This is a genomic window from Goodfellowiella coeruleoviolacea (assembly GCF_024171785.1).
GTDB classification, from domain to species: domain Bacteria; phylum Actinomycetota; class Actinomycetes; order Mycobacteriales; family Pseudonocardiaceae; genus Goodfellowiella; species Goodfellowiella coeruleoviolacea.
The window spans coordinates 17,039-35,982 of the sequence record NZ_JAMTCK010000016.1 but is presented as its reverse complement, the minus strand read 5'-3'; the positions used below and the strand labels follow the sequence as shown (position 1 = coordinate 35,982).

At 70.5% G+C, this 18,944-nt stretch carries 17 protein-coding genes; 7 read left to right on the top strand and 10 right to left on the bottom strand.

Translation table 11 applies throughout. The annotated features are described in order from the left end of the window. Positions 1-320 precede the first annotated feature (320 nt). A complete protein-coding gene (locus LX83_RS29325; RefSeq protein ID WP_253777194.1) occupies positions 321-1,772 on the top strand; it encodes an amidase in 1,452 nt (483 codons plus the stop codon). Between the two features lie 74 nt (positions 1,773-1,846). Here LX83_RS29325 and LX83_RS29320 read toward each other — a convergent pair whose 3' ends face one another. Further along, positions 1,847-2,404 carry a TetR/AcrR family transcriptional regulator gene (locus tag LX83_RS29320; RefSeq protein ID WP_253777192.1) on the bottom strand — a complete coding sequence of 186 codons (558 nt, stop codon included), beginning with the start codon at positions 2,402-2,404 and terminating at the stop codon, positions 1,847-1,849. 125 nt (positions 2,405-2,529) lie between these two features. On the opposite strand from LX83_RS29320, the gene LX83_RS29315 reads away from it, so the two are divergent. Beyond that, complete coding sequence (locus tag LX83_RS29315; protein WP_253777191.1) at positions 2,530-3,504, top strand: SDR family NAD(P)-dependent oxidoreductase; 975 nt, start codon at positions 2,530-2,532, stop codon at positions 3,502-3,504. A gap of 16 nt (positions 3,505-3,520) precedes the next feature. On the opposite strand, the gene LX83_RS29310 is transcribed toward LX83_RS29315, so the two are convergent. Then, positions 3,521-3,925, bottom strand: a complete 405-nt coding sequence (locus tag LX83_RS29310; RefSeq protein ID WP_253777190.1) for a VOC family protein — start codon at positions 3,923-3,925, stop codon at positions 3,521-3,523. 113 nt (positions 3,926-4,038) lie between these two features. Between LX83_RS29310 and LX83_RS29305 the strand changes: the two genes are divergently transcribed. Continuing rightward, the gene (locus LX83_RS29305; protein WP_253777189.1) at positions 4,039-5,022 is read left to right on the top strand and encodes a helix-turn-helix transcriptional regulator; all 984 of its coding nucleotides are present in this window, start codon (positions 4,039-4,041) and stop codon (positions 5,020-5,022) included. A 49-nt stretch (positions 5,023-5,071) separates the two neighbouring features. Here the strand turns inward: LX83_RS29305 and dnaB are convergent, their stop codons facing one another. The 6 genes from dnaB to LX83_RS29275 form a co-directional block, all read right to left on the bottom strand. Continuing rightward, positions 5,072-6,436, bottom strand: a complete 1,365-nt coding sequence (gene dnaB, locus LX83_RS29300) for a replicative DNA helicase (RefSeq protein WP_407649692.1) — start codon at positions 6,434-6,436, stop codon at positions 5,072-5,074. A 538-nt stretch (positions 6,437-6,974) separates the two neighbouring features. After that, the gene (gene rplI / locus LX83_RS29295; protein ID WP_253777188.1) at positions 6,975-7,433 is read right to left on the bottom strand and encodes a 50S ribosomal protein L9; all 459 of its coding nucleotides are present in this window, start codon (positions 7,431-7,433) and stop codon (positions 6,975-6,977) included. A 27-nt stretch (positions 7,434-7,460) separates the two neighbouring features. Beyond that, on the bottom strand, positions 7,461-7,700 hold the full coding sequence (gene rpsR, locus LX83_RS29290) for a 30S ribosomal protein S18 (protein WP_253777187.1): 240 nt from the start codon (positions 7,698-7,700) through the stop codon (positions 7,461-7,463). 57 nt (positions 7,701-7,757) lie between these two features. Next, a complete protein-coding gene (locus tag LX83_RS29285; protein WP_253777186.1) occupies positions 7,758-8,246 on the bottom strand; it encodes a single-stranded DNA-binding protein in 489 nt (162 codons plus the stop codon). A 23-nt stretch (positions 8,247-8,269) separates the two neighbouring features. Beyond that, entirely contained in the window at positions 8,270-8,566 is a 297-nt protein-coding gene (gene rpsF / locus LX83_RS29280) for a 30S ribosomal protein S6 (protein WP_253777184.1), read from the bottom strand. 177 nt (positions 8,567-8,743) lie between these two features. Next, positions 8,744-9,763, bottom strand: coding sequence for a hypothetical protein (locus LX83_RS29275; protein WP_253777182.1), 1,020 nt, complete (start codon positions 9,761-9,763; stop codon positions 8,744-8,746). A 159-nt stretch (positions 9,764-9,922) separates the two neighbouring features. Here LX83_RS29275 and LX83_RS29270 point away from each other — a divergent pair, with 159 nt between their 5' ends. The 4 genes from LX83_RS29270 (at position 9,923) to LX83_RS29255 (ending at position 14,065) form a co-directional block, all read left to right on the top strand. After that, positions 9,923-10,693 carry a deoxyribonuclease IV gene (locus LX83_RS29270; protein WP_253777179.1) on the top strand — a complete coding sequence of 257 codons (771 nt, stop codon included), beginning with the start codon at positions 9,923-9,925 and terminating at the stop codon, positions 10,691-10,693. 121 nt (positions 10,694-10,814) lie between these two features. After that, a complete protein-coding gene (locus LX83_RS29265) occupies positions 10,815-12,200 on the top strand; it encodes a glycosyltransferase family 87 protein (RefSeq protein ID WP_407649696.1) in 1,386 nt (461 codons plus the stop codon). Positions 12,201-12,282: 82 nt separating this feature from the next. Continuing rightward, positions 12,283-13,560, top strand: coding sequence for an SGNH/GDSL hydrolase family protein (locus LX83_RS29260; protein WP_253777176.1), 1,278 nt, complete (start codon positions 12,283-12,285; stop codon positions 13,558-13,560). A 277-nt stretch (positions 13,561-13,837) separates the two neighbouring features. Further along, entirely contained in the window at positions 13,838-14,065 is a 228-nt protein-coding gene (locus LX83_RS29255) for a hypothetical protein (RefSeq protein WP_253777174.1), read from the top strand. Between the two features lie 24 nt (positions 14,066-14,089). Here LX83_RS29255 and LX83_RS29250 read toward each other — a convergent pair whose 3' ends face one another. Together LX83_RS29250 and LX83_RS29245 are read right to left on the bottom strand one after the other, a co-directional pair. Then, a complete protein-coding gene (locus LX83_RS29250; protein ID WP_407649691.1) occupies positions 14,090-15,697 on the bottom strand; it encodes a glycosyltransferase family 87 protein in 1,608 nt (535 codons plus the stop codon). A 175-nt stretch (positions 15,698-15,872) separates the two neighbouring features. Next, positions 15,873-18,359 (bottom strand): transglycosylase domain-containing protein, encoded by a 2,487-nt coding sequence (locus tag LX83_RS29245; protein ID WP_253777171.1) that lies wholly within the window; start codon positions 18,357-18,359, stop codon positions 15,873-15,875. Positions 18,360-18,944 lie beyond the last annotated feature (585 nt).

The following is an 18,944-nucleotide window of genomic DNA, read 5'->3' as shown; positions in this document are numbered from 1 at the left end:
GGCCGAACGTGAACCACACCACAGGTTCATCCGGTTGACGCGGCGGACGCACCGTGGCCAATTGGCTCCAGATTTCTTGGTCGTGCAACGGTGGGACCGATGGGTATTGAGATGTGCATCCCCTTGCAGGAATCGGGATTTCATGGCTCGACTCGGTGGAATTAACCCAGTCCTGGCAGTCTGACCTGCGGGAATACATTCTCGGTGGCATAACGAGCGCGTGGCTTCGCCAGTGGAGGTGGCTCGTTTCGGCCGTTCCGGTGAAGGTGGGTGAATCGTGTGTCGTCGACTTTTCGCGGCGGGCCGGTAGAGTCGGATTAATGGAGTGGAGCTTTCATTCGGCCGAGGAACTCGTGGCTGCCTTGCGGGCCGGTGAGGTGACCTCGGTGGAACTGACCGACGAGGCGATCGCCCGCATCGAACGCGACGACGAGGTGATCAACGCGATCTGCGTGCCGGACTTCGACCGGGCGCGGGCCGCCGCGCGCGATGCCGACCGGGCGCGCGCTCGCGGCGAGGACCGCCCGCTGCTCGGGGTTCCGGTGACGGTCAAGGAGTCCTACAACATGGCCGGGCTGCCCACGACCTGGGGCATGCCGCAACACCGGGACTACGTGCCGGCCGAGGACGCGGTACAGGTGTCGCGGCTCAAGGCCGCGGGCGCGGTGGTGCTGGGCAAGACCAACGTGCCGTTGGGGCTGCAGGACATCCAGAGCTTCAACGAGATCTACGGCACCACCAACAACCCGTGGGATCACGACCGCACGTCGGGCGGATCCTCCGGCGGATCAGCCGCGGCCCTGGCGTCCGGATTCGGCGCGCTGTCCATCGGTTCCGACCTCGCCGGTTCGCTGCGCACCCCCGCGCACTTCTGCGGCATCTACGCGCACAAGCCGACCCTCGGACTGGCGGCGACCCGCGGCATGGTCGCGCCACCGGCACCGCCACTGCCGGTCGACCTCGACCTCGCCGTGGTCGGTCCGATGGCGCGCACCCCCCGCGACCTCACGCTCCTGCTCGACGTCATGGCCGGACCGGACCCGCTGACGCTCGGCAAGGCGCACGTCCTGACCCTGCCGCCCGCACGCCACCAGCGGCTGAGCGACTTCCGGGTGCTGGTCCTCGACGAGCATCCGTTCATCCCGACCGGGTCCGCTGTGCGGGCCGGCGTGCACCGGGTGGCCGACGCGCTCGCCGACGGCGGCGCCCGCGTCGAACGGCACAGTCCGCTGCTGCCCGACCTGGCCGAAGCCGCGATGCTCTACCTGCAGCTGTTGTACTCGGGTTCCGTCGCGCGTTTTCCCGTCGACGGCTACGAGCAGCTGCGGGCCCGCGCGGCCGCGCTGAGCCCGGACGACCAGAGCCTCGACGCGGCACGGCTGCGCGCCATGGTGTTCAGCCACCACGACTGGCTGGAGGTGAACAACCGCCGCGAACTCCACCGGCACGGCTGGCGGCGGTTCTTCGCCGAGTTCGACGCCGTGGTGTGTCCGATCACGCCGACTCCCGCGTTCCCGCACGACCACGACCCCAACCTGCTGGAACGCTCGATCGACATCGACGGTGTCGGGTACCCGTACTTCGACCAGCTCGTCTGGGCCGGCCTGGCCACCATGCCCGGCCTGCCCGCCACCGCCGTACCCGCGGGCCGGTCCCCCGAGGGGCTGCCGGTGGGGGTGCAGCTCATCGGCCCGATGTTCGAGGACCGCACTCCGCTGCGGTTGGCCGAACTGCTTGAGCAGCGGATCGGCGGCTTCCACGCACCGGAGTAGGACGCGCACCGGGTGTCCGGCGAGGACGAGGTGTGGCTGGCGAACGCGCGCTGACCTCGCTGTGACCGGGTTGGTCAGCGAGTGCGGTAGAGGTCGATCGCGGTGGTCATCCGCGCTCGGAACTCGTCGCGAGTGCCCACCTCGTGCTTGATGCCGGTCGCCGTGCTGATCAGGGTCCTGGCCACCGCGCTCGGGGGGATCCGGGTGCGGCTGGGGTGGTCGTCGTCGGCGGCGGCGAGCGCGTGGGTGACGATCGCGAGGAAGCGCTTCGGGTACTCGACCGGCATCGTGCCGAGCAGTTCGGGGTTCGAGTCGATCAGCGTGCCGATCTCCGCGGCCATCGGTCCGACAAAGCGACCGGACCAGTGGTCGAAAGCCTCGATCAGCCGCTCCCGCAGCGGCCGAACGGGATCGGCGAGGGCCAGTTGGGCCGCGGTGACGCTGTCTTCGAGCGCGTGCTCCACGGCTGCCCGGAACAGCTCCTGCTTGGACGCGAAGTAGAAGTACAGGCCGGGTCGCGAGATGCCGGCGGCCTTCGCCACATCGTCCATCGACGCCTTGCGGTAGCCGTAGCGGGCGAAGACCAGCAGGGCCGCGTCCAGCACGTGCGCACGCCGATCGATGCTGCTCACAACCTCTCCTCAGGGCACGGGCGGACGGTGGTCGCCACGCGACCATACTAACTGGACAAGCTATACAAAATGAGGCTGATCTGTATAGCTTGTCGTGGACGCGTCGCCAGCTCCTGGAGGTACCGATGTCGTGGACATCGCTGATCAGCACCGCTTTCGACGGCACCAGCACGGCGGATGATGTCGTCGCCGGGCTCGACCTGGTCGGCGTCCGGGCCGTGGTCACCGGCGCGACATCAGGCCTCGGGCGCGAGACGGCACGCGCGCTGGCCAGCACCGGCGCCGAGGTCATCCTCGCCGTGCGCGACACCGGCGCCGGTGCCGAGGTCGCCAACGACATCGCCGTGACCACGGGGAACAACGCCGTTCACGTCGCCCACCTCGAACTCGCCGATCTCGCCGCGGTCACCCGCTTCGTCGACGACTGGGCCGGTCCCCTCCACCTGCTGATCAACAACGCCGGCATCATGGCCCCGGCGCTGGCTCGGACCCCGTCGGGCTGGGAACTGCAGTTCGCGACCAACCACCTCGGCCACTTCGCCCTGGCCGTTGGCCTGCACGACGCCCTCGCCACCGGTGCGGCCGAGCGTGGTGAAGCCCGGATCGTGGCGGTGACCTCCGGGGCGCACATGTACTCGCCCGTCGTGTTCGACGACATCCACTTCACCCGGCGCGCCTACGACCCCCAACTCGCTTACGGGCAGTCCAAGACGGCGAACTCGTTGTTCGCGGTGGAAGCCACCCGGCGCTGGGCGGCCGAGGGAATCGTCGCCAACGCGGTCAACCCCGGTGGCGTCGCCACCGGGCTGCAACGGGACTTCACCCAGGACATGAGAGACCACCTCGACCGGCTGGAAGCCGCGGGCGTCTTCGCGTACAAGAGCGTCCAGCAGGGCGCCGCCACCACCCTGGTCGCCGCGACCGCTCCCGAGTTCGCCCGCAGCGGGGGCCACTACCTCGACGACGGCAACGAGGCCCGCACCGTGCCCGACCACGTCGAACTGCTCGGCAACAGCCACGCCGTCAAGCAGTGGGCGCTCGACCCCGACGCCGCCCGGAAGCTGTGGCGGGTCTCCCTCGACCTGATCCGCCAGCGATGACGAACTGACCGGCCGGTCAGCGGGCGAGCCTCGCGCGGGCCTCGGCGGTGCGCGGGGTGAAGAAGTTGACCAGGTTGCCGTCGGGGTCGCGGAACAACAGGGAGCGGTTCCCCCACGGCATCGTGGTCGGCTGCTGCACGATCTCGGGGACGACGGCCAGGCTCGTCAGCCGGTCGTACTCCCGGTCGACGTCCTCGACCAGGAACTCCAGGATCGCGGTCCGGTTCGACTCGGGTACCGCCGCCCCGGCGCTGAACAGCGCCATCGTCTCGACACTGCCGATGGCCAACGTGCCCGACGGGCCGGCGAACTCGGCGAACTGCTCGGCGGGCCGCCGCGCAGCGAGGCCGGTCACCTGCTCGTAGAACTCGACAAGACGGGCGACGTCGTTGGTGATGACGCGGACGGAGACGAGCTGCACGGTGGTTCCTTCCTGTGTTGGAGGACGGTTGGCGACCCCGTCCTCCGGGGGACACCGGACACGCTAGGAGCAATAGTGGACAGGGTCCGCCCGGTATTGGGAGGATTCTGCGGGTGACCCGGCCGATCGCCCGTGTGCTGGCCTTGCTGGAGATCCTCCAGCGCGGAGGTACCCGGACGGTCACCGAACTCGCCGAGCGACTCGAGGTGGACGAGCGCACCGTCCGCCGCTACGTCGGCCACCTCCTCGACCTGGACATCCCGGTCCGCTCGGTGCGCGGGCGGCACGGCGGATACCGCCTGGCCCCGGGCTATCGGATGCCTCCGCTGATGCTCACCGACGAGGAGGCACTCGCTGTCCTGCTCGGTCTGGTCGCGGGCCGGCGCGCCGGGTTGCTCAGCACCTCGGCCGCGGCCGCCGAGAGCGCGGTCGCGAAAGTCCGTCGAGTGCTGCCCGACGCTCTTGGCCGCCGGCTCGACGCGCTGCTGGAGATCGCCGACTTCACCGCGCCCGCACGACCGGCGCTCACGGCGGAAGCCGAGGTCCTGCTCACCGTCGCGGAGGCGGCGCGGGATCGTCGCCCGGTCGCCCTCGGCTACACCGCCGGCCACGGCGGTGCCAGTGAACGCGTCGTCCATCCGTACGGGGTCGTGGCCCACTCCGGGCGGTGGTACCTGACCGGCTTCGACTCCGCCAGCGGGCAGGTGCGCACGTTCCGCGTCGACCGGATCACGACCGTCGGGACACGCGCTGGAACGTTCGACGCACCAGTCGGGTTCGACCCGGCCCAGCAGGTGCTGACCGCGATCGCCGAGACGCCCTACCAGCACGAGGTGTCCGTGCGGATCCGAGCGACGCCCGACCAGATCCGCGCCGTCCTCCCGCCGTCCGTCGCCACCCTGGAGGAGATCGAGATCGGTGCCGACACCTCCTGGGTGCGGGCCCGGATCCGGGCACAACGGCTCGAATGGATACCACCCCTGCTCGCCGCGCTCGACCGGCCGTTCGTCGTCGAACACCCCGACGCCCTCCGCGACCTGGTGCGCGCACTGGCCAGCCGGCTCGCCGGTCACGCCGACGCGCGACCGGACGACTGAGCACCCGCTGGGAAACCGGGCACCGGCACAGGCCCCGGACGAACCGGCGTCAGGTCTGGGCGAGGTCGGCGAACCGGCTGTAGTGCAGCTGGTGGGCCACGGTGATGGTGGCGGTGGGGCCGGCGCGGTGCTTGGCCAGGATCAGGTCGGCCTCGCCCGCTCGGGGGTCGTCCCGTTCCCAGGCGTCCGGCCGGTTGATCAGGATCACCATGTCGGCGTCCTGCTCCAGTGAGCCACTCTCCCGCAGGTCGGACAGTTGCGGGCGCTTGTCGGTGCGCTGTTCCGGGCCGCGGTTGAGCTGGCTGATCGCCACCACCGGCACTTCCAGCTCCTTGGCCAGCAGCTTGAGGTTCCGGGAGAACTCGGAGACCTCCTGCTGCCGGGACTCCACCCGCTTGCCCGAGGACATCAGCTGCATGTAGTCCAGCACGACCAGCTTGAGGTCGTTGCGCTGCTTGAGCCGCCGCGCCTTGGCGCGGATCTCCATCATCGTCATGTTGGGCGAGTCGTCGATGAACAGCGGTGCCTCGCTGATCTCGCTCATCCGCCTGGCCAGCCGGGTCCAGTCGTCGTCGCTCATCCGGCCACCGCGCATGTCCTGCAACCGGATGCGCGCCTCGGCCGAGAGCATGCGCATCACGATCTCGGTGCGGCTCATCTCCAGCGAGAAGATCACGCTGGTCATGCCGTGCCTGATCGAGCAGGAGCGGGCGAAGTCCAGCCCCAGCGTGGACTTGCCCACGCCGGGCCGGGCCGCGACGATGATCATCTGACCGGCGTGCAGCCCGTTGGTCAGCTCGTCGAGGTCGGCGAACCCGGTGGGGATGCCCAGTGCCGAGCCGCCGCGCGAGGCGATCGCGTCGATCTCGTCCATGGTGGGCTGGAGCAGTTCCTCCAGCGACACGTAGTCCTCGCTGGTGCGCCGCTCGGTGACCTCGTAGATGGCGGCCTGGGCGCGGTCGACCACCTCGTCGATCTCGGCGCCCTCGGCACCGTTGTAGCCGAGCTGGACGATCCGGGTGCCCGCCTCGACCAGCCGGCGGAGCACCGCCTTCTCCGCGACGATCTCCGCGTAGTAGCCGGCGTTGGCCGCGGTGGGCACGGTGGCGATCAGGGTGTGCAGGTAGGGGGCGCCGCCGACGCGCAGCAGCTCGCCCCTGCGCTCAAGTTCGGCGGACACGGTGATCGGGTCGGCCGGCTCGCCCCGACCGTAGAGGTCGAGGATGCAGTCGTACACGGCCTGGTGGGCGGGCCGGTAGAAGTCGGTCGGGGTGAGCGTCTCCACCACGTCCGCGATGGCGTCCTTGCTCAACAGCATGCCGCCGAGCACGGACTGCTCCGCCGCCAGGTCCTGCGGTGGTTGCCTCTCGAACCCGGGTTCACTCATCGCGCCCCGGTCGTCAACCAGCGCCACCGCGCCCCCACCTCCTCGCCTCGGCCCTGCCGGAACTCCTCGGTTCGCCGCGGTCCGTTCTCCCCGCCGGGCCGGACAGCGGGAACGAGCACGCAGGGCGAACAACGGGAATGTGGATGGACGCTAGATCGCCCGTCCGGACCAAGGCAAACCCGGTTGGGGATACCCCTGTGGATAACCTGGGGATGGTTTGGCGCATCTGACCACAGGCTGGCGAGAACTTGTGGACAACCTGTGGACAACTTGTGGTGTGACGGAAAAAGCCGCAGGTCAGACCCTGTGGATAAGTTGTGGAGAAAATGTCTCCCACACCCTTCGGCGTGTCGCGTGTGACTGCCCCTTCGGCGTGTCGCGGGCCAGGTGTCACAGCAAGCTATCCACAGGCAACGGGCGGCTACCCACTGCTGCGAACGAGCGAAAGCGCCGCCCGTCCGGTTGATCCGGACGAGCGGCGCTTGTGGGTGACGAGTGCGCGCCGGACCACAGCGCTGGAGGCTGGTTCACCCGCCTCGGGGCGCTGTCGGCCAGGCGGCCGTGTTCAGTTGTTGGTGGCGGTGACGTCCACGTTGAGGCTCACGGTGACGTCGGGGTGCAGCCGCACGCTCACCGCGTGCTTGCCCACGGTCTTGATGTGACCGGCCAGCTCCACGGCCCGCTTGTCCAGCAGCGGACCACCGGCGGCACGCACCGCGGACACCACGTCCGAGGAGGTGACCGAACCGAACAGCTTGCCGGAACCAGCGGCGGCCTTGGCCTTCAGCTGCACCGAGCCAAGACCCTCCAGCGTGGCCTTGACCTCCTTGGCGTGGTCGAGGTCGCGGATGCGCCGCGACTCCTGGGCCCGCCGGATGGTGGCGACCTGCTTCTCCGCGCCCTTGGTGGCCACGATGGCCAGGCCACGCGGCAGCAGGTAGTTGCGGCCGTAACCGTCCTTGACCTCGACGATGTCGCCGGGGCCGCCCAGGCCGGTCACGTCAGCGGTGAGGATGAGCTTCATGTTGTCTGCTCCTGCTGGTCAAGCCGCTCAGCGGGCGGTCGAGGTGTAGGGCAGCAACGCCATCTCGCGGGCGTTCTTCACTGCGACGGCGACATCGCGCTGGTGCTGGCTGCAGTTGCCAGTGACCCGACGGGCACGGATCTTGCCGCGGTCGGAGATGAACTTCCGCAGCAGGGTTGTGTCCTTGTAGTCGATCAGGTTGGCGGTCTTGTCCTTGCAGAAGGCGCAGACCTTCTTCTTCGGCTTGCGCACAGGTGGCTTGGCCACGGGTAACTCCTGTGATTACGCGGTGAGGAAATGCCTTGGGTGACGGCGCGGTGCCGGTCAGAACGGGGGTTCGTCGGCGAAGCCGCCGCCGGAACCGGCCGGCGGGGCCGAGCCCCACGGGTCGTCCATGGGCGCGGAGGAGCCGGACGGACCACCGAACCCGCCTCCGCCGCCAGCACCACGGCTGACCTTGTTGACCTTTGCCGTCGCGTAGCGCAGGGAGGGGCCGATCTCGTCGACCTCCAACTCCACCACGGTGCGCTTCTCGCCCTCCTTCGTCTCGAAGGAGCGCTGCCGCAACCGTCCGCTCACGATCACCCGTGCACCACGGGTGAGCGACTCCGCCACGTTCTCCGCGGCCTGTCGCCAGACGTTGCACCGCAGGAACAGCGCTTCGCCGTCCTTCCACTCGCCGCTCTGGCGGTCGAAGGTGCGGGGCGTGGACGCGACCGTGAAGGTCGCCACGGCAGCCCCGGACTGGGTGAAGCGAAGCTCCGGGTCGGCGGTCAGGTTTCCGACCACCGTGATCGTCGTCTCGCCAGCCATGATCTCGCTGAACCTCCCCGGCGTCAGCCCCGGGCGCTCTCGCGCCGCAGGACCTTGGTCCGGAGGATGGACTCGGTGAGAGTGAGCTGGCGGTCCAGTTCCTTGACCGCGTCGGGCTCGGCGGTCAGGTCCAGCACCGCGTAGATGCCTTCGGTGTGCTTGTTGATCTCGTAGGACAGCCGCCGGCGGCCCCAGACCTCAACCTTCTCCACGTTCCCGCCAGAGGTGCGGATGACGTTGAGGAAACCGTCCAGGGACGGCGCCACCGTGCGCTCGTCCAGACTCGGGTCGAGGATGACCATTACCTCGTAATGACGCATGTGGACCACTCACCTCCTGTGGACTCGGCGGCCACGGACTTTCCGTGGCAGGAGGGTCGTCGCGTCAGCAACCCGTCCAGGGTACACAGCCACTTCCCGGCCGGCCGCCGGCGGGCCCAGCTCACCCGCGGTGCGGCATTTCCGCGCGCCCACGTGCGGCGCAGCCTCCCCGCGCGCTCACGCGCGGGCCAGCACCCAGCTGCGCACCAGGCCACCGGTCACGCCGGCCAGCGCCAGCACGGCCAGCAGCGTGGGCAGCGCGATGCCGCGGCTGTCGCCGGGCGGCTCGGCCAGCGCCGTGGCGTTGCCGGCGGCGTGCGGGTCCTGGCCGGCCGACCCGGCGCCGTCGAGCACCCCGTACTGCGGGGCGTAGCCGGGCACCTGGCCGTAGCGCACCCCGGGCGAGGGCGCGAACTCGCCGGGCTCGGCGAACGGCAGCAGGCTGTAGTCGCGCAGCGGCACCCGGCCGAAGTTCGCCCCCAGCCGGCCGACCTGGTCCGGGTCGTACAGGGCGAAGTCACCGGGCGGCACCCCGCCCAGGGCCTGCGCCGGGGTGTCGGTCCGCGCGGCGCCGCCCGGGTCCTGCTGGCCCTGCTCGCCTGGCCGCTGCTGGTCCGGCGCCTGGCCGGCGGGCGGCTGGTGCGGTGCCGGCGGGGTCGGAGTGCCCGGCTGGTGGCTGCCCGGCTGCTGGCCACCCCCGGGCTGCTGGCCGGCCTCGGCCAGGGCTTTGGCGCCCTCCTGCACCGGTGCGGCCACGCCGTTGACCACCGACACGGTCACCCCGCAGCCGGCGGTCAGCGCCTGCCGCACACCGCTGACCACGCCGCCGAGGACCGGTCCGAGCAGCGGCAGCTTGGCCAGCTCCGCGGTCACCCGGGTGGCGATCTCACCCCCGGTGATGTAGCCGGTGCCGGTGGGCACCGCGCCGATCGGGATGGGCGGCAGCGCGGTGAACGCCTGGCGGAACGGCTCGGCCAGCGGCGGTCCCAGCAGCGGGACCGCCGTGAGCACGTCCACCACCGGCCGCAGCACGGCCGACGGGCTCAGCGCCACCGGCTGGCCGGGCACGCCCTGCACCGTGCTGGCGCAGTCGCCGACCACGATCGGATCGCTCGGTGCGGGGGCGGCCGAGGCCGGCGTGCCAGCGCCGATCCCGGCGCAGCCGGCCGCGACCACCACGGCGACCGCCGCGCCCACCCTGCCTGTGCGTGTCGATAACGCTCTCGCCCGCGCGCGCATGTCGCCCCTTCGCTCGCCGCTCACCCTGCCCAACGACGGCCGAACCAGATGGTGACGTCCGACTGGCCACGCGCGGTTGTCGTGCGCCGACCACAAGGCCGACTACCCTCCAACACCATGCGCATCGGTGCTCACGTACGCGACGATGATCCACTCGGCGCGGCCAGGGAGCGCGGCGCCGACGTGGTTCAGTTCTTCCTCTCCGATCCACAGGGCTGGCGGGCACCGAAGCCGCATCCGCAGGCCGAGGCGTTGCGCGAGTCCGGCCTGACCGTGTTCGTGCACGCACCCTACGTCATCAACGTCGCCTCGCTGAACAACAGAATCCGCATCCCGTCCCGCAAATCCCTCGCCCAGCAGGCCGACGCCGCCGCGGCCATTGGCGCGGCCGGCCTGATCGTGCACGGTGGGCACGTGACCAAGGGCGAGGATCCGGCCGAGGGGCTGGCGAACTGGCGCAAGCTGTTCGAACGGCAGCAGGACGCGGGCGGCTTCCCGCTGCCGGTGCTGATCGAGAACACCGCGGGCGGGGACAACGCCATGGCCCGCCGGTTCGACATGCTGGCCAGGCTGTGGGACCAGGTCGGCGAGTTCGGCGCCGGGTTCTGCCTGGACACCTGCCACGCGCACGCCGCGGGCGAGGACCTGCTCGACGTGGTGGCCAGGGTCAGGGCGATCACCGGCCGGATCGACCTGGTCCACCTCAACGACTCCCGCGACGAGTTCGGGTCGTCCAGAGACCGGCACGCCAACATCGGCGCCGGCCAGATCGACCCCCAGCTGCTGGTCGCGGTGGTCGCCGAGGCGCAGGCGCCGGTGGTGGTGGAGACACCGGCCGAGGGACAGGCCGAGGACATCACGTTCCTGCGCGAGCAGCTCGCCGGGTGATCGGATGCCAACCGATCAGCCGGTCGCCCCGGAGGCACCGCGAACACGGACGGCAACACGGACGAGGGTGCGAGAAGCGGTGATCGGAGTGGCTGAGCAGTCCGACTCGCCCGGCTGGCGGATCGGCTCGTGGGCGCGCGGCAGCGGGGTGCGGTTCGGTCGGACCGCCCTGGCCGTGGTGGTGCTGCTGTGCGGGCTGACGCTGGTCGGCGGCTTCGTGAACAAGGACCGGTGCACCGGGCCGATGTTCGACCAGTGGGGGCGCTCCGAGCCGGACTACAAGGAGCGCACCGAGCGGGACGTCTGCTACTCCGACATCCAGCACCTGTGGATCGGCCGGGACATCGACCGCCACGTGTTCCCCTACGTGGACGGCGGCATCACCGACGAGGGACAGCTGGTCGGCGGGACCGTGGAGTACCCGGTGCTGACCGGTGTGCTGATCTGGGCGGGCGCGCTGTTCACCGACACCGACGCCGGTTTCCTGCTGGGCACCGCGCTGCTGCTGGCCCCGTTCGGGCTGGTCACGGCGTGGCTGCTGGGCAGGCTGTCCGGCTGGCGGTCGCTGCTGTGGGCGATCGGCCCACCGCTGGTGCTCTACGCCTTCCACAACTGGGACCTGCCGGTGGTGGCCTGCGCGGTGGCCGCGGTGTACGTGGTGCACCGGGGGTGGGGCCGGGCCGGGGCCGACCGGCCGCTGCTGGACCGGGCCGTGGCCGGCTCGGTGCTGCTGGCCATCGGGTTCACCTTCAAGCTGTACCCGGCGCTGTTCGTGCTGCCGCTGATGCTCTACGTGCTCACCGGCGGCCCCGGCGGCCGGGAGCTGCCGGCTGGCCGGCGCTGGGACGTGGCCGGCGCGGCCAAGGTCGCCTTCGTCGCGATCGCCACGGTGGTGCTGGTCAACCTGCCGTTCGCGCTGGCCGGCTTCGCGGGCTGGCGGGCCTCGTTCACCTTCCAGGGGCTGCGGCAGGCCGACATCACCACCAACTCGATCTGGTACTGGGGTTCCCGGCCGTTCATCCACAGCGACGCGGACGAGGCCGCCTTCCAGGCCACCGTCAGCCTGCTCTCCCCGCTGCTGGTGTTCGCCTCGTTCGCGCTGGCCTGCTGGCTGGGCTGGCTGCGCTACCGGCACACCGGCAGCTACCCGTGGATCCAGGTCTCCGCGGCCATGCTGTGCGGGTTCCTGCTGCTGCACAAGGTCCACTCACCGCAGTACACGCTGTGGCTGGTGCCGATGCTGGTGCTGCTGCGGGTGCGGATGGGCTGGGTGATCGCCTACTTCGTGGCCGACCTGGCCATGGGCATCGGCATCTTCCGCTGGTACTGGGCGATCGAGTACGGCGGCGCGACCGGCATCTACGACTCGTTCTCCGCGCAGGCGGTGATGATCGGCGTGTGGGGTCGGGCGGCGCTGCTGGTGGGGCTGTTCTTCGCGTTCCTCACGGCCCGGTCGACCGTGACCGATCCGCCGCCCCCGGTGCCGGCCGGAGCCCTGGCCCGGTGACCTTCACTCCTTTGGTGGGTAGCCAGAAAACAACGCCTTAACAACCATTCAAGGGCCGCAGCCATTGACGAAAGGCGACGGCATGTCCTTGAACGGTAGGCGGTTGTGGACCGCTGTTGGTGCGGCCCTGGCGCTGGTCGCGGGCATCGCGACCGCGTCGAACGCGCAGGACGAGACGGTTGCGTCCCCGGTGGCCAGCCCGGAGCTGGCCGCGGCCGAGGCGGTGAACCTGGCCGGCGGCTGGGTCGGCACCTGGCAGGCCGCGCCCGCGGCGGCGGTGGCCAACACCGACGGCGGGTACGTCAACTACGCGATCCGCAACATCGTGCACACCAGCATCGGCGGCCAGTCGGCCCGGATCCGGCTGGCCAACACGTTCAGCAACAAACCCGTGCTGATGGGGCACGTCACCCTCGCCGTGGCCGAGTCGGGCAGCGGCCCGGCCGCGGTCCGGGGCACCATGCGCGACGTGACCTTCGGCGGGGCGAAGTCGATCACCATCCCGGCCGGCGCCGAGGTGCTCAGCGACCCGGTGAACCTGCGCGTGCCAGCCGACGCCGACCTGCTGGTCACCACCTACACACCGGAGCCGTCCGGCCCGGTGACCCACCACCCGCTGGCCCAGCAGACCTCCTACTACACCCAGGACGGCGACCGGGCCGCCGAGGAGTCCGGCGCGTCGTTCACCCAGCGGACCAGCGTCTGGCACTACGTCAGCGGCGTGGACGTGCGCGGCACGGCCGCGGCGGGCGCCGTGGTCACCCTGGGCGACTCCATCACCGACGGCGCCGACTCGACCCCGGGCGCCAACCACCGCTGGCCGGACTACCTGGCCGACCGGCTGCTGGCCCAGCCGGGCCCGCGCCAGCTCGGCGTGCTCAACGCCGGCATCAGCGGCAACCGGCTGCTGCTGGACGGCGGCGGGTTCGGCCCGAACGCGCTGTCCCGGCTGGACCGGGACGTGCTCACGGCCACCGGGGCGCGCACGGTGATCGTGCTGGAGGGCATCAACGACATCCAGCAGGACCCGCACCAGACCGACCCGCAGCAGATCATCGCGGCGCTGCGCCAGGTCGTGGCCCAGGCGCACGCCAGGGGCCTGCGGGTGCTCGGCGGCACGATCACCCCGTTCCAGGGCTGGCGGGTGTGGGACGAGACCCTGGAGGCCACCCGCCAGGCGGTGAACGAGTTCATCCGCACCGGCGGCGTGTTCGACGGCGTGGTCGACTTCGACGCCACCATCCGCGACCCGAAGAACCCGCTGGTGATGCGGGCCGAGTTCGACTCAGGCGACCACCTGCACCCCAACGACGCCGGCTACCAGGCGATGGCCAACGCCATCAACCTGCGCCAGCTCTGACCGGTGCTCGGTAGTCGGTGAATATTCCGCAGTAATGCGCCACGCGATCGAAGTGAATTGATCGTGCGAACGTGGCTCCACCGGCCTCCTGTTCGGGATCGCGACGCACACCACGTTCTCGAACAGGAGGTTGTCACATGACCAGTGCCGGGGGGAGCACCTGCGACGGCGCCGACTGGGCAGTGAACTCCGCGAACTGCGCGAGACGGCTGGTCGAACCCACCAGGAGATCGCCCAGTTCGTTTGCGAAGCTGAAGATCTCGCCGACATTATTCCGATGAGCGCCGAGCTGCTTTCGGAGATTGCTCCGTGGAACGAAAGTTTTCCGGCCACCTACAACACTGATGATCCTGCTGGACCTGGTTTTGAGACCGATGAGGAAGAACGGCGATTCAACGATACTAGCCGTGAGTTGGCGTGCGGGATCCGGGCAGAGGTACCTGAATCAGTCAAAGTGTACTGCTCCCCGATATGGGATTACGAAACTGAGGAGATCACCGGTTGAAGTGGTGTACCAAGATTCGTGATCTCAGCCGCGGACGTCGCCGGCCGGGGCGGGGGTGAACTCCCGGCGGAAGCGGCGGGGTGGGGGCAGGACGGGGTGGTCCTCGGCCGAGTCGGTGAGGACGCCGCCGCACGGGTCGTCGTCGCCGGACTGGCGGACCGGGTCGCGGTCCGGGCGGTAGATGTCGCGCACGATCAGCACGCACAGGCCGATCACGGCCAGGTCCCGGATCACCACCGCGCCGAGGAACCACTCGACGGGCAGGCCCTTGTTGGACTCGCCGAGGTAGTAGTACATCCGAGGCACCCAGACCAGCGCGTCCAGCGTCATCCACGCCAGCAGCACCTTCCACCGGGGCATGGCCAGCACGGCCAGCGGCACCAGCCACAGCGAGTACTGCGGGCTCCACACCTTGCTGGTCAGCAGGAACGCGGCCACGACCAGGAAGCCCAACTGGGCGAGGCGCGGCCGGGTCGGTGCGGACAGCGCCACGTAGCCGATGCCGAGGCAGCACAGCAGGAACAGCAGGCCGGACACGGTGTTCAACGCGATCGGGGCCTGTCCGGTCGGCACGTCGCCGCTCAGCCCGGTCCAGCCGGTGAACTGGGTGATGACGTTGAACAGCGAGTCCGGGTCGGCGCCCCGCTCGGCGTTGAGCCGGAAGAACTCCCGCCAGCCCTGCGGGTAGAGCAGCGCGATCGGCGCGTTCACCAGTGACCAGGTGGTGATGGCCGCGGCCGTGGTGCGCAGCCCGTCCTGGAGTCGCCGGCTGCGCCAGCACAGCAGCAGCAACGGGCCGAGCAGGAACAGCGGGTACAGCTTGGCCACCCCGCCGATGCCGATCAGGATGCCGGCCAGCACCGGGCGGCGCCGCGCCCAGGCCAGGATGCCGGCGGTGGCGAACGCCGCGGCCAGCGCGTCGAAGTTGGTGAACGCGTGCACGATGACCAGCGGCGACAACGCCACCAGCGCCGCGTCCCACACCCGCCGGCCGGTCAGCCGGGCCACCGCCCAGGTGGTCACCAGCCAGGCGAGGGCCAGCCAGAACGCGGTGATGTCGAAGTAGATGACCACGGTCATCGCGCCGGGGAGCACCCCGAGCGCGGCGAGGGCGCTCCACGCCTGCGCGAGCCTGGCGTTGGCCCACTGGAACAGCCCGGTCAGCACCGGGTACTCCATGTACCGGACCTGCTCCTCGGGCGTGCCCTGGTTCTCGACCCACGAGGACCGGTAGGGGAAGACGTCCGGGTTGTTCAGCCGCTCGGCCGTGTAGAGCGGCACGGTGTCCGAGTAGCACATGGCGGTGAACTGGCGGCTGCCCCGCCAGTCGAGCTGGGTGACGCCGTTGCCGTCCACGTACTGCTGGATGCAGGGGGCCTTCTGCAGCCAGCCCAGGGCCAGCGTCATGACCGCGAGCAGCAGCACCACCCGCAGCGGTGTCCAGAACCACTGCCGGCCCACGGACGCGTGCCGGCCCAGTGGGCCGCCGATCGGCCGGCTGGCCCGCTGGGCCAGCGACTCGGTCCAGGTGGGCACCACCCGGTCCTGCGGGCCGAGTGAGTCGGTGTCCTCGACGTCGTCGACCGGGGTGCCGGCCGACTCGTCGGGTGCGGTCTCTGCAGCGGTGGACACTCGCCGGATGGTACGTGGCCGGCCGTTGGCTGTCGGTCAGCGTTGCCCCGAATCCGGTAACCGCCCAGGTGCCCTGGCCGTGCGGCGGCCGTGACAAGCGCGGGGCCCGGCGCGGTGTGCTCGCGCCGGGCCCCGTCTGGTCCCTGGTCAGCCGCGCCGCGCGCGACCGGTCGGGCTACTGGCCTTCGATCCTCCCGTCGGGGAGTCCGCCGCCACCGCCGTTCACCCCGGTGAGGTTGTTCTGCTCACCGCCGCGGCCTGGCGGGGTCGGGCCACCGGAGCCCTCGATCTCACACCTCGGCCAGTCGGTGCAGCGCTCGTTGCTCTTCGAGCTACTCGGGCCCGACGGGGGCACCGAGCTGTCGTCGTCATCGTGGCCCGGCCTGCCGTGGTCGTCCGACGGCGGGACGGACGGAACCGAGGATCCCGACGACGAACTCGGCGGGTTGGACGAGCTGGACGGCGGGGTGCTGAGCGGGGTGTCCTTGGACTGGCCGATCGCCTTGGTGACCTTGGGGAACGTGGACTTGGGCTTGCCCTTGAGGTAGTCGTTCATGAACTGCTGCCAGACCTTGCCCGGCAGTCCACCACCGGAGATGGGCTGACGCGCCTTGTCCTTGATGGCCTCGGTCCCGTCGGCGCAGACGCACACCGCGGTGGAGACCTCCTTGGTGTAGCCGACCGTCCACGCCTTGGAGTTGTCCCTGGGGGCACACGCGGACGAGTCGCACTGCTGGGTGCCGGTCTTGGCGGCGGCCTGCCGCTTGCCGCCGTCGAGTTCGATGTTCCACCGGTCCGGGCCGGTGACCAGCGACTCGGTCACGGTGCGCGCGATGTCGGCGTTCTTGGTGGAGTCGGTCTTGTCGAACGCCGGCTCGGCGGGCTTGGTGTCGCGGTTCAGCGCCAGGCCACCCGTGGTGGGGTCCTCCACCTTCTGCACGAAGGTGGGTGCCCGCTTGATTCCGTCGGCCGCGAAGGTCGCGTACGCGGCGGCCATGTCCACCGTGCGCACCAGGGTCTTGCCACCGCCGATGGCGATGTTGATGTCCGGCGGGCCGCCGTTCTCGCCCACCAGCGTCTTCTTGCCCTTGATCTCCTCCGGGATACCGGCGTCGTGGGCCGCCTGGGCGACCGCCGACGTGCCCACGTCCTCCAGCACCATGGCGGAGAACGTCGTGTTGATCGACTCGCGCATGGCCTCCCGGATGGTGCACTCCGGGTCGCAGTCGTAGTGGGTCTGAGCGTTGTTGATCTTCAGGCCCTGGGCCGTGTACGGGCCGAGCGAGGAGTACCGCACGCCCAGGCCGATGCCCTTGCGCAGCGCGGCCACCAGGTCGAACGGCTTGAACGACGAACCGGGCTGCTGCAGTGCCTGGGCCCAGTCCAGACCGGTGCCCTCCTCACCGCCGTAGTAGGCCACGATCCCGCCGGTCTCCGGGTTGATCGCGACCAGGGAGGTGTGCAGGTTCTTGGGCTCGTCGTCCATCTGGTCGTGCACGGCCTTCTCGGCCGCTGCCTGCGCGTCCTTGTCAATGGACAGGGTGATCTTGTAGCCCTTGCGGTACGCGTCGTCGAGACTGATCTTCTCGTCGTCCAGCTCCTCGATGACCCGTTCCTGGATCATCCGCTTGGGGCCGTTCAACGCACCGACCTTGGTGTCCTCCCAGTCCTTGGGCTTCGGCCACTCCGCCGCGGCCTCCTCGGGCGTGGCGTAGCCGTCGTCCTTCATCCGCCCGATCGTGTACTCGTAGCGGTACTTGACGTAGTCCATGTCCTTGAACCGGCCGGGCAGCTGGACCATGCCGGCGAGCTGGGCGCACTCCTGCTTGGTCAGTTCGTTGACCTGCTTGCCGTAGTACGCCTGGGCCGCCGCGCCGATGCCGTACGCGCCCCGCCCGAAGTACACGATGTTCGCGTAGGCCGCGAGGATGTCGTTCTTGTCGTAGGTCTGGCTCATCTTGTAGGCCTGGACCAACTCGATGAACTTCCGCGTGTAGGTCGGGTCGTCGTTGCCGGTGGCCTTCTTGACGTACTGCTGGGTCAGCCCGGAGCCACCACCCACACCGGTGCCGGTGACCTGGAACCACACCGACCGCGCCACCGACCACATGCTGAAGCCGTTGTTGCTGTAGAAGCTCTTGTCCTCGGCGGCGACCAGGGCGTTCTTGAAGTCCTGCGGGATGTCGTTGGCGGCGACCATCTGGCGGTTGCCCCCGTCCGCCGCGCTCAGCTGCGTGAACAGGGTGGTGCCGTCCGAGTAGTAGATCGGCACCGTCTTGTTCTGCTCGGCGATGACCGCGTCGGGGCTCTTCACCTCCACGAACTGGTAGGCGATGAAGAACGCGGCGACCGGGGTGATGATGCCCAGGGCGAACAGGACGTAACAGGTCCGGCGGATGCGGCGCCAGATCTTCTTCTTGCGCAACCGGCGTGCCTCTTCCGCGCTCAGGTCGACGTCGTCCGCGTCGGCGTCGTCGGGCAGGCCGTCGCTGAACTGCTGGGCGACCACGTCGTCGTCCGGGTCGGGCTCGCGGTGGGTGAGCAGCGCTGGCTCGCGCTGGATCGGTTCCGGCGCCGGCGGGATGAAGTCGGTGGACTGCTCGGCGGGGTTGACCCGGGGCGGCTGGCCGGGGTGGCCGGGCGGCCGGCTACCCGGGGGCATGCCTCCGGGGCCCGGGGGGCCACCGGGACCACCCATGCGCATGGTGTTGGGCGGGCCGGGCGGCCGGCCGGGGCCACCCATGCCGGGGGGACCGCCAGGGCCGCCGGGACCGCCGGGGCCGAGCGGCGCGCCGGGGCCACCCGGGCGGCGGGGGCCACCAGGGCCGCCGGGGCCGGCGAAGCCGCCGGGCGGCGTGCCGGGACGGCCGCCGGGGCCGGGCGGGCCGCCCAGGGGCGGGCGCATCGGGCCGTTGGGCAGGCCGGGCTGGCCGCGGTTCGGGCCGGAGCGGTCCACGGGGTCGGACCGGTCGAAGGTCGGCCGGTTGGGGGACGACCGGTCGGAGGAGGGCCAGTCCGGGTTCACGCGGCCGGCGCCGCGCGTGCCGCCGCTGCTCGACCCGGGCTCGTCATCGTCGTCCCAGAGCGGGGTCCAGTGCCCGGTGCGCTCCTGGGACTCGTCTGCGGAGCCACGCCGAGCAGAGGACCCGGGTGCGTCCGGGTCCTCTCCGGTTGGCCACTGCGGCTCTCCGCCACGGTGTCTGTCGTCGCGCTGGTCGTTCACGAAAGGGCCTCCCAGACCGGCGGG

Excerpts from the sequence above, each read along its gene's own strand:
- rpsF (WP_253777184.1), bottom strand. The coding sequence starts at position 8,566 with ATGCGTCATTACGAGGTAATGGTCATCCTCGACCCGAGTCTGGACGAG.
- LX83_RS29270 (WP_253777179.1), top strand. The coding sequence starts at position 9,923 with ATGCGCATCGGTGCTCACGTACGCGACGATGATCCACTCGGCGCGGCC.
- LX83_RS29260 (WP_253777176.1), top strand. The coding sequence starts at position 12,283 with ATGTCCTTGAACGGTAGGCGGTTGTGGACCGCTGTTGGTGCGGCCCTG.
- LX83_RS29245 (WP_253777171.1), bottom strand. The coding sequence starts at position 18,359 with ATGCCCCCGGGTAGCCGGCCGCCCGGCCACCCCGGCCAGCCGCCCCGG.
- LX83_RS29325 (WP_253777194.1), top strand. The coding sequence starts at position 321 with ATGGAGTGGAGCTTTCATTCGGCCGAGGAACTCGTGGCTGCCTTGCGG.
- LX83_RS29315 (WP_253777191.1), top strand. The coding sequence starts at position 2,530 with ATGTCGTGGACATCGCTGATCAGCACCGCTTTCGACGGCACCAGCACG.
- rplI (WP_253777188.1), bottom strand. The coding sequence starts at position 7,433 with ATGAAGCTCATCCTCACCGCTGACGTGACCGGCCTGGGCGGCCCCGGC.
- LX83_RS29285 (WP_253777186.1), bottom strand. The coding sequence starts at position 8,246 with ATGGCTGGCGAGACGACGATCACGGTGGTCGGAAACCTGACCGCCGAC.
- LX83_RS29255 (WP_253777174.1), top strand. The coding sequence starts at position 13,838 with ATGAGCGCCGAGCTGCTTTCGGAGATTGCTCCGTGGAACGAAAGTTTT.